11 protein-coding genes and 3 pseudogenes are annotated in these 14,908 nt (G+C 61.7%); 8 read left to right on the top strand and 6 right to left on the bottom strand.

From position 1 onward, the window contains the following. Positions 1–85 precede the first annotated feature (85 nt). The 5 genes and pseudogenes from NKI85_RS27360 to NKI85_RS27380 form a co-directional block, all read right to left on the bottom strand. A pseudogene (locus tag NKI85_RS27360) lies at positions 86–229 on the bottom strand (ferredoxin); the annotation flags it as partial. Then, positions 213–1,502, bottom strand: a complete 1,290-nt coding sequence (locus NKI85_RS27365; protein WP_352779037.1) for a cytochrome P450 — start codon at positions 1,500–1,502, stop codon at positions 213–215. The gene NKI85_RS27365 and the pseudogene NKI85_RS27360, both read right to left, overlap by 17 nt. A 94-nt stretch (positions 1,503–1,596) precedes the next feature. Beyond that, positions 1,597–2,799, bottom strand: a complete 1,203-nt coding sequence (locus NKI85_RS27370) for a cytochrome P450 (RefSeq protein ID WP_352779039.1) — start codon at positions 2,797–2,799, stop codon at positions 1,597–1,599. 153 nt (positions 2,800–2,952) lie between these two features. Next, positions 2,953–3,146, bottom strand: a pseudogene (gene nifH, locus NKI85_RS27375) (nitrogenase reductase); the annotation flags it as partial. Positions 3,147–3,577: 431 nt separating this feature from the next. Further along, positions 3,578–3,742 carry a hypothetical protein gene (locus tag NKI85_RS27380; RefSeq protein WP_156937376.1) on the bottom strand — a complete coding sequence of 55 codons (165 nt, stop codon included), beginning with the start codon at positions 3,740–3,742 and terminating at the stop codon, positions 3,578–3,580. A gap of 728 nt (positions 3,743–4,470) precedes the next feature. Between NKI85_RS27380 and NKI85_RS27385 the strand changes: the two genes are divergently transcribed. From NKI85_RS27385 to NKI85_RS27415, 7 genes are all read left to right on the top strand, one after another. Beyond that, positions 4,471–5,004 (top strand): peroxiredoxin, encoded by a 534-nt coding sequence (locus NKI85_RS27385; protein WP_352779045.1) that lies wholly within the window; start codon positions 4,471–4,473, stop codon positions 5,002–5,004. Between the two features lie 69 nt (positions 5,005–5,073). Further along, entirely contained in the window at positions 5,074–6,510 is a 1,437-nt protein-coding gene (rpoN, locus tag NKI85_RS27390; protein ID WP_352779047.1) for an RNA polymerase factor sigma-54, read from the top strand. A 57-nt stretch (positions 6,511–6,567) separates the two neighbouring features. Next, positions 6,568–7,785 carry an MFS transporter gene (locus tag NKI85_RS27395; RefSeq protein WP_352779049.1) on the top strand — a complete coding sequence of 406 codons (1,218 nt, stop codon included), beginning with the start codon at positions 6,568–6,570 and terminating at the stop codon, positions 7,783–7,785. Between the two features lie 450 nt (positions 7,786–8,235). Continuing rightward, on the top strand, positions 8,236–8,607 hold the full coding sequence (locus tag NKI85_RS27400) for a type II toxin-antitoxin system RelE/ParE family toxin (protein WP_352554126.1): 372 nt from the start codon (positions 8,236–8,238) through the stop codon (positions 8,605–8,607). After that, positions 8,607–9,002 (top strand): XRE family transcriptional regulator, encoded by a 396-nt coding sequence (locus NKI85_RS27405; protein WP_352779051.1) that lies wholly within the window; start codon positions 8,607–8,609, stop codon positions 9,000–9,002. The genes NKI85_RS27400 and NKI85_RS27405 overlap by 1 nt, the downstream gene beginning before the upstream one ends. Positions 9,003–9,193: 191 nt before the next feature. Continuing rightward, positions 9,194–10,213, top strand: a complete 1,020-nt coding sequence (locus NKI85_RS27410; protein ID WP_352779053.1) for a hypothetical protein — start codon at positions 9,194–9,196, stop codon at positions 10,211–10,213. 246 nt (positions 10,214–10,459) lie between these two features. Next, positions 10,460–12,781 carry an AAA family ATPase gene (locus tag NKI85_RS27415; protein ID WP_352779055.1) on the top strand — a complete coding sequence of 774 codons (2,322 nt, stop codon included), beginning with the start codon at positions 10,460–10,462 and terminating at the stop codon, positions 12,779–12,781. Between the two features lie 695 nt (positions 12,782–13,476). Here NKI85_RS27415 and NKI85_RS27420 read toward each other — a convergent pair. Then, a pseudogene (locus tag NKI85_RS27420) lies at positions 13,477–14,671 on the bottom strand (IS91 family transposase). Between NKI85_RS27420 and NKI85_RS27425 the strand changes: the two are divergent. Continuing rightward, positions 14,640–14,908 (top strand): hypothetical protein (locus NKI85_RS27425; protein WP_352779058.1); only part of this gene is annotated, 269 nt, incomplete at its 3' end. The pseudogene NKI85_RS27420 and the gene NKI85_RS27425 overlap by 32 nt on opposite strands.

The following is a 14,908-nucleotide window of genomic DNA, read 5'->3' on the forward strand; positions in this document are numbered from 1 at the left end:
CGTCATGGCCAGCGTCGCTTTCGATGACCCGAATGGCGGCGACCGGGCACTGGTTGGCCGCAAGCCGCACGGCGGCGTGCAGCGCCTGCGGGACCGTCGCCACGCACACTTCGGCCACGCCGTCCGGTTCGCGCTGGCGAAAGGTGCCCGGCAGCGTCAGCACGCACTGCCCGGTAGTTCCGCACAGATCCTGATCGACCAGGACGCGCATCTCAGCCCTCCTGCCCATGCAGCCGCACCGGCAGCGCGCGGAACGTCCTAAGGAACGCGGAGGGCTCCCGGGTCGGCTGCTCGGCCAATGCCAGCGTGGGGAAGCGCGCCTGGATCCGCGGCAGGCTCTCGGCCAACTGCACTCGGGCCAGTTGCGCACCCAGGCAGAAGTGGATGCCGTGGCCGAAGGTCAGCATGATCTTCCCGTCGATCGACATGCCAGGACTGGTGCCGTAGAACCGCACGGGATCGAAGCGGTCGGGATCGGCGAAGGCGTCCGGGTCGCGATTGCCGGCCGCGATCAGCACGCGCACGTCCGCGTTCTTCGGGATCACCACGCCGCCCAGTTCGATGTCGCGCTGGGCGATACGCGGAATGGAGCTGAACATGGCGGGCGCGTCGTAGCGCAGGGCTTCTTCGACGAATGCCTTCACCCCCACGGCGTCTCCCTTCAGCCAGTGCCGCTGTTCGGGATACGCCAGCATCGCCAGGACCGCATGGCCGATGGCCGCGGCAGTGGTGGCGAAGCCGCCCAGCAGCATGCCCCAGAGCATGCTGATCAATTCCGCATCCGACAGCATCTCGGCATCGTCGTCGTGTGCGCCGACCAGCATTGACACGATGTCGTGGCAGGAATCGGTGCGCTTGCGCTGTATGAGGTCGCCGAAGTAGGCCTGCACTCTGGCGCTGGCCGCGTCCCCCGCAGCGAGCTGGGGATCGCTGGCGTGCGGGCTCAGGCCTTCCAGAATGGCGCTGATGCCGGTGACGAGCCCGAGAATGTCGTCCGGGGGCATGCCGAACAGTTCGCCGAAAACCAGCATGGGCAAGGCCAGCGCGAATTCCTGATGCAGGTCCACTGCCTCCCCGCGCTCCAGTGCGGGCGCCATGCCGTCCAGGCGCGCTGCGACAATGCGAGCGATGGTCGGCCTCAGGTTGTCGATCTGGCCGATGGTGAAATCGCGCGAGATCAGCCGGCGCAGACGCGTATGCGTTGGAGGTTCCTTCATCGCTAAAGTGGACGCCAGCAAACTTAGCGACAGGCTGGTCGCCGCACGCGGGAAATAGCGCGCCAGTTCGCCTGGTGCCGGCCCCCGAAACGCATCGCCCGTGGCCTTGAGCGCCCAGTAGATGTCGGCGTGGCGGCTCAACAGAAAGAGGCCCGACGCCGCGCGATGCACCGGATCGTGCTCGCGCAACCACCGCATGAACGGATACGGGTCGTGGATGCACCCTGGCGACGCCAGTTCGGCGAAGGCGTCCCGGCATGCTGCCGTGGTTTCTTGCACGTTCATGTTGGTTACCTGTTGGCTGGCTGATCTGACCGGCGCGCGCCAGGCGCGCCGGCAAATTGCGGAGAAGATCGCGATTCCCGGCGGCGTCCGCGCATCACCAGAGCACCGGGAGCTCCTCGAACCCGCCAGTGATGATCTCCTTGCGCAACTTCAGTTCTTCGGGCGCCACGGCCAGGCGCAGCGCGGGAAAGCGCTGGAAGATCGAACCGAACACCACCTTGAGTTCCAGCCTGGCCAGCGCCGCGCCGATGCAGTAGTGCGGCCCATGGGAGAACGCCAGGTGCGGGTTTTCGTCGCGTCCGATGTCGAAGATTTCCGGGTCGTCGAAATGGCGCGCATCGAACGACGTCGCCGGCAGGCCGACCAGCACCTTGCTCTCCGCAGGAATATCCACGCCCGCGATGGTCACGTCGGTCCTCGGATAGCGCATGATGCCGTCCCAGCCCGCGCCCGGCGGGTACATGCGCAGGATTTCCTCCACCGCCTTGTCCACCAGGGATGGATCGCCGACCAGGCGTTCGCGCTGTTGCGGATGGCGGAACATGGCCAGCAGGCCGAATTCGATCTGCGCGACGGTGCTCTCGTGCCCCGCCACCAGCATGCCCGTCGCCAGGCCGATCGCCTCTTCCTCGGTCGCCTTGCCCTGGTCGACCGCCGCGAGCAGATCCGTCAGCAGGTTGTCGCCAGGATCCTGGCGCTTGTCCCGCATCTTGCCGCGAATGTAGGCGCGCAGTTCTTCCCAGGCCAAGCGCGACGCGCTGCGCGGGCCGCTTTCATGCTGGTGCGTCATCACCTCGTCGGACACCCCGGCGAAAAAGGCGTGATCCTCGTAGAGCACGCCCATCAGCGCGCTGATGACCATGGCCGGAAGTGGAAAGGAGAGGTGGCGCCGCAGGTCGGCGGGCTGGGGCTGGGCCGCCAGTGTCTCGAACAACTGCGCGGCGATCACCTCGACCTGCTGCGCGAGCAGCTTCACCCTGCGGTTGCTGAAGGCTGGCGCCACGATCGTGCGTAACCGGGCATGCTCGCCCCCCTCGTGCGAGACCAACCACCCCGGCGATCCGAGAATCACCGAATCCGGGGTGAATGTCGCCGGCGGCATTCCCGAGGGCCGGAACGCCGCGTCGGACAGCACCGCCTTGGCTTCATCATAGCCTGTCACCCACCAGCCTTCGTGCCCGGACGGGAAGCGCACGCGGTGGATCGGACCGTTGGCGCGTTGCGCCAACATCTCGGGCGAGGGCTCGATGTGATCGACGCGCCACATCGGCAGCGTCGGCAAGGGCTGTTCGGACATGGTGGCACTTGATCTCTAAGCGATGGAAGGGCGGAAGGTGACCGGCAGGCGCTGCGGGCAGCGAATGGCTTAGGAAGGCATGTAGACGACGTGCTCCGCAGCGTAGCCCGATTCGATTATCAAGGTCGGCCAACGTGTAACTGCCTAGGCATACCGCGCGGCGAGATGCAGAACGTTATCCTGCGCCTTCGAGTTCGGGATTAGGCGAGTGTGGCGGGCCTTTGAGTCGCAGCCGGCCATCAAGATTTCCTGCTCAAGGGTCGACAAGGGCGGCGAGCCTGTTTGGTAGGGGGCGGTTTCGCCGAGGCCCCCTTCCCATAGAATGCTATCTGATGCGGATTTGACATTTTGCTTTTCTTTCTTCGTTCCATCGATCGCGGTGCCATCCACGAAATGAAGGTCGGTCGGCGGCTCCCGGCCCAACGAAGGAGCTTCAAAACTCGTGCCAATTTGGCCGACCCAGCAGAAGAAAAAAATTGTGATTGCTTTTCATCGGGTTAGCCTGAGGCCAGACAAGAGCTCGGCGAAATGGCCGGTGTCGCGGACCAACAAAGGCGACAGAACAGTGTCGGATAGTACGCGCCTGGGCGACCTTTCGGTCGGGCTTGCGACATTCTGGTCCAGTTTCGAACATAAGAGGGTGGCAAATAGACACGATTGCGGAATTCGATCCTCACGGAGTCAGGCGCTTGCCGAAGCGCGCGCTCATGGTTGCTGCGACAGGCGCATGTTCGCGAAAGCCGAGCCTGCGCACGCAAGAACACGTTTGCGGCAGACGCTACGAAATCGCTGCAGTGCCCGCCGGTGTGAGGTAGGGCATCGGCTCGGCTTTCGGTTCGTCTTTGTCCAGCCGGTGCGGAAGCGCCGCATATCCGCACCATACAGCACCCTTGTCGAGCGTGCTGACGAGGCGGTTATAGGGCGCGCCCGGTCTTGAAGACACGGTCCTCCAAGAAAAAGGATCGCTCCAAAAGCATCTCTATTTGAAATGGCACGCCGCTTGCTGCTCCTGGTCAGAGCCCATCAAAACACGATGAAAGCGACTTGCGCCATGCCCGACACGCGAAGCTCTAGACCGTGGCCTGAGGAGACGGTGCCTGTTCCCGCTGAACATCGGTACATCATCTCCTCCGGAGGTCCCTCCTCGGCAGCCGCTTTGTGCACGGCTGGTCCGATGCCGGCACGCCAACACATGGCGCTCGCGCAATTGCCGTTTACCGGTTCTGATCAGCATGTGAGTGCCCAAGAGCCCCATCAAAGAGCCACCGAAGCCAAGGTCGGCGGGTCACTGGCAAACTTCGACAATACGCCGAACCAGCTCAGTAACGCGGGTCTCTTGCGTGAAGTCACATTTGAGGCCTCCACACGCGTTCGATATTGGCTACTTCGGGCCCGCTATCACTTTGTCCCGGGCACGAGCGCGAGCGATGGATGCCGCTTCCGGCGCCATAGCCGTGGGAACCAAGCGGCTCGACGGTGTCCAGCTCGCTCAGATCGATCGCATTCGGGTGGCCAAGACCAGCCGCCAAGACGTTCCCATACGTCGGGAGGGAAAAAGGAGGTTGCGAGCCGCGAGGTCCTCATTCCGTGCCGGGCATACGAGCCTTTGCTCGGTATTGCGCCAGCCTCTGCCAGAATTCAGCGCCAGTTTTCTTCTTTAGGAGCAACTTGATGACAGTTCAAAAGAAAGTTCCCTTCGTCACCTTTCTCACGCGTGTTCACGATAAGTCAGTCCAGGGCCTAAATCCATATCGCTGGCAAGAAAAGACATCTGACGACTACTTTGCCGGCAAGCGGGTCATCCTGTTCTCGCTGCCTGGCGCCTTCACGCCGACCTGCTCGACCTACCAATTGCCCCAGTTCGAAGAGCTCTATGATGAGTTTGAGAAGGAGGGAATTGACGCGATTTACTGCCTCTCAGTCAACGACGCCTTCGTCATGAATGCGTGGGGGAAGTCCTTGGGTCTGAAGCAGGTCGAGCTCATCCCCGATGGCTCAGGCGAGTTCACACGCAAAATGGGCATGCTGGTCGCCAAGGACAATCTCGGCTTCGGGATGCGCTCCTGGCGCTACGCCGCCCTGATCAACAATGGCGTGGTGGAGCATTGGTTCGAGGAGGAAGGTTTCTCCGACAACTGCGAGGCCGACCCCTATGGCGTCTCGTCCCCGCAAAACGTTCTCGAAACGCTGAAAGCCGCCGCATGACCTAGAATACGTCTCAGTGGTGCCATTGCCGGCCCCAAGAGGCTCCTCGACAGGATTTTCGCGCTCACCATGCAATCCTCAGCAAGCCTGCTTCAGCGCCAGAAGCAATCCATGGTCGCATCGCCTCAACTCATTGAGTCGATTCGCCTGCTGCAACTGGCGCATACTGAACTGCATCAGTTCGTGGAGCGGGAAATCGAGAAGAACCCGCTTTTGGAATCTGCATCAAGCGATGGCGGGCCTTTTGACGACGTCTCGATTTCGGGAGCGGATCAGCCTGTCGGCCCTGGCGCAAACGCCGTTGAAGGACCGCCCGGGGCAGGGTCGCCTGAACGGCTCGGGCAATGGAAATCACTCGGCAACACGACCAACAACCCGCCGGGCAATGGCCCTTCCCTCGACGAGTTTGCCACCCTCGCCGAAACATTGCACGACCATGTCGCTCGTCAGATCGCCCTCACTGCGTTCACACCACAGGAGCGGCTGATCGCTGGCCAGCTTGCCGCCGATCTGGAAGATACTGGCTATCTTCGGGCAAACCTTTTGGAGCTGGCCGAGAGCCTGAATGTCCATGAGGCTGTTGTGGAACGGGTTCTCGGAACCTTGCAGCAATTTGATCCACCGGGAGTTTTTGCGCGAAGTCTCAGAGAATGCCTCGAGATTCAGTTGCGCCAGCGAAATCGGCTCGACCCGGCAATGGCATCCTTGGTTGCCAATCTTGAAATGCTTGCGCGACGCGATTTTGAGGCACTGAAGCAGCATTGCGGCGTCGATGAAGAAGACCTTCTCGACATGATGCATGAGATTCGGGCGCTCGATCCCAAGCCTGGGAACCGATTCCAATCCGGTGCGTCTGAATCAATCATACCCGACGTCTGGGTCACGCCCTCGCCGCAAGGCGGGTGGCAGATCGAACTTGATCCTGCCACGCTGCCAAAGCTGCTGATCAACCAAAGCTACTATGCCGAAGTCTCGCGTCAAACTCCCCAAAATTCGAAAGATAAAGCATTTCTCGACGAATGCTTGCAAAACGCGACCTGGCTAATCCGCAGCCTCGATCAGCGCGCCAAGACCATTGTTAAGGTTGCGGCTGAAATCGTGCGTCAGCAGGATGCCTTTTTGGAACATGGCGTCGCCCACCTGCGGCCTCTCAATCTCAGAACCGTCGCTGACGCGATCGGCGTGCACGAGTCGACGGTAAGCCGGGTGACCTCGAACAAGTACATGCTTACCCCGCGCGGAGTCTTTGAACTGAAGTATTTTTTCACCGTCGCGATCGCGTCCTGCCAAGGCGGCGATGCGCACTCCGCCGAAGCTGTCCGGCATCGGATCAAAGCGATCATTGCCGCAGAATCTCCCCGCGACGTGCTTTCCGATGAGGACATCGCTGTCCGGCTGAAGGAAACCGGCATCGATGTGGCGCGCCGCACCGTCACAAAATATCGCGAAGCAATGAACATCCCCTCCTCCGTGCAACGCCGCCGGGAAATGCGCTTGTGTTTTTAGATTTGGGTCAAGGCAGCCAACATCACGTTGCATTGCATCACAGTGGAGACTTCGTTCATGACCCAATCCGCAGCAGGCGTCATGGACGCTGTTCTGCACGACGCAGAAAAGCCCGTCCCACCGTCTGGTCCCGCATGGGGTGCGGTCATTTCGCTTTCCTTGGGCACCTTCGGGCTGGTCACGGCAGAGTTTCTGCCTGTCAGCCTGCTCACGCCCCTCGCGCATGATCTCGGTATCAGCGAGGGAGCGGCTGGACAGGCGATGACGGCGACAGCTATCGTCGGGGCGATCTCGGCGCCGACGGTGGCCATCATCACAAAGCGCCTGGACCGCAGGACCGTCATGTGGACCATGACGCTGCTGCTGATCCTGTCGGACGTTCTGGCGGCCGGCGCGTGGTCGCTGGCGGTTCTCCTGACTGCACGCGTTGTGCTCGGCATAGCGCTCGGCGGCTTCTGGTCGATGTCGGCAGCACTGGCGATGCGGCTCGTTCCAAGCCACCTCCTGCCGCGCGCCATGTCGGTCATCCTCACCGGCGTTTCCGTGGCTACCGTTTGCGCAGCTCCAATTGGCGCTTATGTGGGCGATATCTGGGGATGGCGAAGCGCGTTCATGCTCGCCGCAGCCGGCGGCGCCGCTACACTGCTGGTGCAACTCATAACCATTCCGAGGCTGCCTCCGATTGGAGTGGCTAGCGTCCGCAGCCTGCTGGATGTGGCTAAGATTCCGATGGTCAAAGTTGCGCTTTTGGTCATCCTGTTGGTCACTTCCGGCCACTTCGCCGGAATCACCTATATTCGCGCCTTCCTCGAGAAGATTCCCGCGCTGGATGTCGAAACGATCTCGCTTGTGTTGCTTGCTTTCGGCATCGGCGGATTCTTCGGCAATTTGGCCGGCGGGCTTCTGGCCGAGTACAGTCTCAAGGCAGTCGCGGCCCTTGCACCGCTGCTCATAGCGATAGCCGCTGTTTCGCTGCTGACGGCGGGAGCATCGGCCTTGGCCTCGGCGATTGCGGTTGCCGCGTGGGGCTTTGCCTTCGGCGCGGTGCCGGTAGGATTGCAGACGTGGATGGTGCGGCGGGCCGTCCCCGAGCACGCCGAAAGCGCCGGTGTGCTGATGGTCGTAGCGTTCCAAGTGGCAATCGCAGCGGGCGCGATTTTCGGCGGACTATTGGTGGACAATGCCGGGATTACCAGTGCCATTGCCTACAGTGCTGTTGCCACGTTCCTCGCTGCCCTCATAGTGTTCCTGCTCGGCCCGAAGCGCGAAACCTAGACCGCCTGACAGAAGAGGCCTCAGCAGCGCAGCGGGACGAGAGATGCGATGCACAGCGCGGCGCCGCGCGGTCCTCCGCACGATTACGCATGGACCAGCGCAAGCGCCTCGCCGGCTTCACCTCCGGGCAGGGACCTTCCCCGCCAGACACGCGAACCTCGCCGGCACCGGTTTCCATATTTGGCGACGGTGAGCGCTGCCGGCGCGATGGAACCCTTGCTGGCGGTCATATCCTTCACGACAAGCCGGGATTCTAGGCAAGCGACAGCTACGCGCCGGCCATGCCCGTCAGAACGCCGGTGACGATGCCGCTCGATAGCGCAGACAGGTCGCGAATTGCCAGTCGTGTCAACGGCGGCCGGATTATCGTCGACCGCGCGTACCTTGTTTCGGCCGCAGACTATCGTTCGGCAGCTTGATCATGTTGACTACATAGCCTAGGAGCTATATATGACTTGGGAAGTCGTTTTTGGCGATGAGTTCGATGGGGAGTTCGAGGCGTTGCCCCAGACAGTCCAAGATGAGCTATTGGCTTCGGCTAAGCTGCTCGGTGTGTTCGGGCCCCAGCTGGGGCGACCGCATGCGGATACCTTGAATGACTCGTCGTTCGCGAACATGAAAGAACTTCGCTTCGACGCTGATGATGGTGTCTGGCGGGTTGCGTTCGCATTCGATCGGAAGCGGAAGGCGATCCTGCTCGTCGCCGGCGATAAGTCGGGCGTGAGTGAGAAGCGCTTCTATAAAAGTCTGATCGCCAAGGCGGACAAGCGCTATCAAGGGCATCTCGACCGTTTGGCGGCGGCGAAGAAGGAGAAGAAGTGATGGGACGCAAGCTTGATGACCTAATCGCTGCGCTCCCCGAGGATCGTCGGGAGCGGGTCGACGCGCGTTTCGAAGAGTTAAGGGGAGAAGTCGAGAGTCTCGGCGATTTGCGGCGTGCCGCTGGAAAGGCCCAGGCCGAAATCGCTTCGGTCCTCAAGATAAAGCAGCCTTCGGTCTCGAAGATCGAGAAACAAGCCGACATGTACTTGTCTACTCTTAAGAGCTACGTCGAGGCGATCGGGGGGCAACTCGAACTCGTCGTTCGCCTTCCCTCGCGCGCGCCCCTCCGTATAGAGCGGCTCGGCGACGTCGTGGCTCCCAAAGCCGTCTCCGTGCGTAGCGTTAAAAGAGGGGCAGGTGGGCGTAATCGCACAAAGGCCGCACGCGCCGGCTGACCTCACTCTGTTTCGGCTAAAGACTACCGATGGTGCGAGATGGTCTCGTCGATGCAAGGGGCGGCAGCTCATCGCTCAATCAGCTTCGCGCCATCACATGGCACGGCTTACTTGGGCAATGCGGCGGGTTCCTGACGCCAGTCAAGTGCTGATTCTGGACGATATGCTCGGAGCCGATCTGGCAGGCGTTCATGCTGCCAAGGTTGCGTTTGCGGCCAACAAGTCCAACCGACGCCCTGGACGAAATGCGGATCTCGCATGTCCACGAGTACCGCGTCGTACTTACGACCATTGGCACCAAAGACGCCGAGGCCGTTTTAAAACGTTGCCTCCTTGACCGGGAGTTTGGTGCCGAAGCTGCCGTCGGGCTGCAAGTGATCTGGCAGCAGCGGCACGAGCCGATTCCGGAGGGCAAGTTCGGCAATTGGCCCGACTTTGCGCGCGCTGCTGCAAACCGCTCCAGAGACCGAGCCCAGACGTGCGATATTGCCGAAGTTCTCATAGCGGCTGCCCACACAGTCAAGGAGGAAGGTTCCCCTAATGACCTGGTACGCGTCGCGCGGTTTGTTGGATGTGCCGTCCTCATGCCTCATGGCGATCGAGCCGCAGAGTTCGATGAAATTCTGATTGGAAACATTACCGATGGTGTAAGGCGCGAGCTAGCGCAACGCATGGTCGTTGGTGGCCTCGTTGTTCCTGCCGACACAATCTTGAGTGGGCTTGAAGCGGTGATGGCCGAATATGGCGATCGTAAATGGATACGAGACCACGAGCTGCCCGCACTTTTCGCTTGGGTCGAGTTGCTGCCGATGTCGGACCGACCAACGGCCTTCTTCGTGGGGCTGGATATGCTCGGGACAAAATTCGATTTCAACAAATGGAATGTACGCAATTTGTTGGGCAGCGCGCGCTATCTCGAGGAGGCCCAGCGGATCGAGTTGCTGCGAGGTCTCGTGACGCGCTATCCTTCTCTGACTACCTTGAGGCGAATTGACGCCGAGGGGGACGCGGAAGGCGGTTTTGATGCCGGGCCCCGTCACCCGGACATCTCGTCTGGTTTGCCGTGGCCTGTCGTCGCCAGTTCAAGTCTCAGTATTGTGAACGGCCTTTCGCCGCTCACCGCTAACCGACCACAACGGCAGCGATGCGGCGCGTTCCTGACATTCGGCCTAGGGCCGGACGGTGACCGCAGCTTTCAGCAGCAACCGTGAGGGTAGCCGCCGTTCGCTGGAGGCTCCTTCGGCAGCGATCGTCTTGGAAGAACTGCCTCGTCTCGGACTCTGCCGTATATTCGGCCACGAATCTGCAATTATTGATGTTGAAACCGATTCAAGCTCCCTAGCCGATGGCGCGGCCTATCTTGTGCGCTTGGTTCAGGCATGCAAAGTACTCCATTCGTTCGCGCTTCCGGCGTTCGCAGATTACTGCGGCTGACACCATCTTTACATGGATTGACCATGAGACTTTCAACCGTCTATGCGCGCTTCTACAAGTCGTTTAACTTCGACCATATCCGCAAGGCGACGCCCCATGCCCAGCCCAAGGGCGATTGGGAAATGTTTCGTGACGCCTGGTATCCCTACGTTGAGGTCGAGTTCGACAGTCGGATTACGACCATCGTCGGCGCGAACGAATCTGGGAAGAGTCACCTTCTGAGTGCGGTCGAGAAGGCCGTGTCAGGGATTGGCTTCGAGCAGCGCGATCTCTGCCGCTACTCGCCTTTCTTCAGCGTGGAGCGGGAGGCGACCTGCTGGCCGCACCTTGGCCTCGGTTGGAGTATGGTCGAGTCGGATGAGGCGGAAGCGATCGCCAACGTCGCCGGCGCAAAAGATGTAAAGTTCGACCGCTTCATGATGTTCAGGGAGACGCCCGAGGCGCTCGACATTTGGATCCCAGACCCCGATGAAGGGTGGAAGAAGCACGTGGTCGAGGCGTCCTCAGTGGCACAACCGCTCGCCGACATCCTGCCGAAGCCCTTCCGTCTCATGCCGGACGTCGCCTTAAACGCAGCGGTCCCCCTGCACTGGCTGGCGAATGGGGACGCCCAGCCCAGCAGCATCTCCGACCGCAGACAGCGCACAACGCTGCTCGAAGTCGCCGGCAGCTTCGCGGAGATGCTGGGAGATGATAAGATATTCGCCGCCAACGCTCCCAATATACGGCTGGCGCTGTCACCAATCGCGAACGCCCTCCGCGAGGCTCGCCGCGTAGATGGCGCGGAGAAGTCGCTCGCTCTCGCGCGCGATTTGCTCTTGAAGCTCGGCAACGTCGAGCCGGCCAGGCTGAAGGATCTGCGGGAGGCGATCGCGGACGGCAAGGAGGGCTACGCCAACGCGCTAGTGGAAGCCATTAACGAACAACTGGAGCGCTACCTCAACTTCAAAAAGTGGTGGGTCCAGGACCGTGACTTCTCGCTGAAGGTCACACCGCGCGAACACGAGTTGGTATTCACGATCAGGGACCGTACGGGGACCGAGTATACCTTTGACGAGCGCAGCAGCGGCCTCAAATACTTCCTCTCATATCTCATCCAAGCCCAGTCGCACCGTCCACAGACTGAGCGCGAAAGCCTCTTACTAATGGACGAACCAGATACCTACCTCTCCGCCGAGGCTCAGCAGGACCTCATGAAAGTCCTCCAGGATCTTGCCGACCCTCAGGACGGCCGCCCACCGGTGCAGGTGATCTACGTCACGCACTCGCCGTTCCTGCTGGACAAAAACTACGCCGAGCGTATCCGAGTGCTCGAGAAGGGGCGCGGCTATGATGGGACCCGGGTTGTTCGAAACGTTTCGCGAAACCACTATGAGCCCCTTCGCTCTGCCTTCGGTGCGTTCGTCGGCGAGACGGCCTTCGTGGGGTCAGTCAACTTGCTCGTCGAGGGGATCACGGAGCAGGTGCTTCTCGCCGGAGCCGCCCGAATCATGCGGCAGAGGCGGCCTGGCGTAACGGCCGAGACCCTCGACCTCAACAATCTAGTAATTGTGCCCTGCGGATCGGCGAGCGAGATCCCTTACATGCTCTACCTGATCAGAGGTCGGGATACCGACAAGCCGCCTGTTGTCGCCCTCCTCGACTCTGACCCCGCAGGCAACGATGCGGCCAACCATATGCGGACGGACAAGAAGGCGAAGCGCCTGATCGACAGCCAACATCTCTTGCAGCTGGGAGCACTTGAACTCGCAGACGGCGTCGAGGTGAAGGAGATTGAGGACCTGATCCCCGTTGAACTCGCCACCGCCGCGATGAACGCGTGCATCGGCGAGATCACGCGGTTTCGCGATACGGAAGCTCCTACCATCTCCCTGCAAAGCATTCAGGCCCAGATTGAAACCGGCAAGTCGATGTTCGTCGCCATTCAGGCGGTCGCCAAGGCAGAGAGCGGACATATCGAGAAGCTCGGCTTCGCACGCGCCGTCGTTGAGACAATCGAGCGAGATAAGGGTGAGCTCCGGGGGCCTATCGACATCTTTCTCGAGCGCATGTCCAGCCTCTTCAAGGCTGTAAACAAGGCGAGGCGGCAGGCACAGCGGGAAGCGAACCGCGAACGCCTCGGGGCAATGATCATGCGCTATCACAGGATCTTCATCCGCGATCACAAGAGCAGCGGGACTGCGAGCAGGGTGCCGAGATCCTCGAGGAGATCCAGAGCCAGCTCGACGACACGCCGCAGTCCGACGACGTCCGCATCCGCATCCAGGTCATCCGCCGCGAGTTCGCCCTGGACGAGGATCCTTCAGCGGCGATACCTCACTTCGAGGTGTTTGTGGAGAGGCTAGCGAATCTCAGATTGCCCATGCAGGAGGTTGTCGAGCCTGACACGACGAGCAAGACCAAAGTGGCCGCATCCATATCGAGCCTGTTCAAGGGCGAGGCCGCCTCAACTGAGGCAGTTGAACTCTTAGCCGAAACTAGCCCTTCTGAATTGGTCCAGCCGCCGGCGACTGCTACAACAAAGGCTGCTGCCGGGCAGGCTCCGCCCGCTTCGACGGCTGCCTGACTCGCCCGTCAGATCGAGAGGCGCTGCTGTTCAGCATGGCTCAGTCGGACTGAACTGAAAAAACGTCAGGTTTCCGGATCCGGGGTTGGCGAGTCCAGCGTCCGAGATTGTGATGGGTTATTGTGATGGGTTTCGGATGCCGGCCGTCTACTGAGATGGCGTGGCTCGAGGCCGGCGTCCGGAAGCCTCGAGGGAAGGAACCCGCGGGGTGGAGATTTCGGTTTTGCGGCTATGGGGATTTGACGGTTCGGCTTGGTCCGTTGTGACCGCACCGATGGGCTTGGTGGGTGGGCAGGCGTAGCTCGATGGGCTGGCGATGGCTGTGCGCATTGCGATGCGGCCCTTGAAGAGCGGGCGGTTTCGGCGCTGCAGATGGTGCGGGACATGCGATCGGCCGGAGACGCACGATCGCCTCGGGCCGCCGACGACCAAAGTCCTCGGCGGGTATGCAGAGCGATGAAGAGCGGTTTGTGGTCATGGCGCCCTCGTCCAAGGCGGCGCGCGGGCGCGGTCGCCGCCGCGTTCGAAGGTCTCGATGACGATCATCCTGCCGCCGCAGCATGGACATGGCGGCCGCCAGTCCGATGGCGTGGCGGCATCGGCGCCCGTTCCGTTGCATTCGGCCTTGGGCTGCGGCGCGGCGAGAAGTTCGCGAGCGCGCGCGATGTTGGCCTTGGCGTGCGCACTGGCGAGCAGCCCATAGTGGCGGATGCGATGGAAGCCTTTGGGTAGCACGTGGAGCAGGAATCGGCGGATGAACTCGCCCGCTTCCAGCGTCATGGTCCGGTAGCGCTCGCTGCCATTGCGGCGGTAGTCCTTGACGCGGAATGTGACGCCCGCCTCGTCGAGCGCGATCAACCGGCTGTTGGAGATGGCGACGCGGTGGGTATAGCGCGACAGGTAGGCCAGCACGGCCTCGGGTCCGGCGAAGGGCGGCTTGGCGTAGACGAACCAGTTCTTCTTCTTGAGCGGTGCCAGGAATTTAGCAAAGGCGCGCGTCGCCGAGGCCAGCATTGTCGCCGAAGAACCTCAGCCGGCCGGCGGCATGGGCATCAGTAAGCTTGGCCAGCAAGAGCCGCCGGAACAGTCTTGAGAGCACGCGCACGGGCAGGAGGAAGCCGGGCCGGCAGGACACCCACCGCTCACCATCGAGCGCGATGCCGCCGCCGGGCACGATCATGTGGACATGCGGATGATGGGTCATCGCCGAGCCCCAGCTATGCAGCACGGCGGTGATGCCGATGCGGGCGCCGAGATGTTTTGGATCGGCGGCGATGGTGAGCATCGCTTCCGAGGCGGCGCGGAACAACAGGTCGTAGATCACCGCCTTGTTGGGATAGGCGATGTCGGCGATCTCGGCCGGCAGCGTGAAGACGACGTGGAAGTAGCCGACCGGCAAGAGATCGGCCTCGCGTGCGGCGAGCCATTCCCTTGCCGCCGCGCCTTGGCACCTTGGACAGTGTCTATTCCTGCAGCTGTTATACGCAATGCGACTGTGGCCGCAGTCCTCGAACGCCTTGACGTGACCGCCAAGCGCCGCGGTGCGGCAGGTCTCGATCGCCGACATCACCTTCAGCTGGCCGAGGCTCAAGTGGCCGGCCTGGGCCGCGCGCCAGGCGGCACCATGGCGATGGAAGATGTCGGCGACCTCCAGGGACGGGCGGCGCACCGCCGCCGCGTTATCTGTCCGGTCGTATCTCGCCCTCTGTGAGCAGGCTGATCCGGTCGAGCGGACTCATCACGGTGTGGATCGTCTTGGTGGCGACATGGGCATAGAGCGCGGTCGTATCAATTTTGGCATGGCCGAGCAGCCACGCGTCATAATGCTCACTTTCTATGTCATTGAAAATCAAAGCGCTGTTGAGCGGGATCGGCTGTTAGCGGGCGCTGCGGCGCATTCTGCATG

Source organism: Mesorhizobium sp. M0571 (assembly GCF_040320985.1).
Taxonomy (GTDB): domain Bacteria; phylum Pseudomonadota; class Alphaproteobacteria; order Rhizobiales; family Rhizobiaceae; genus Mesorhizobium.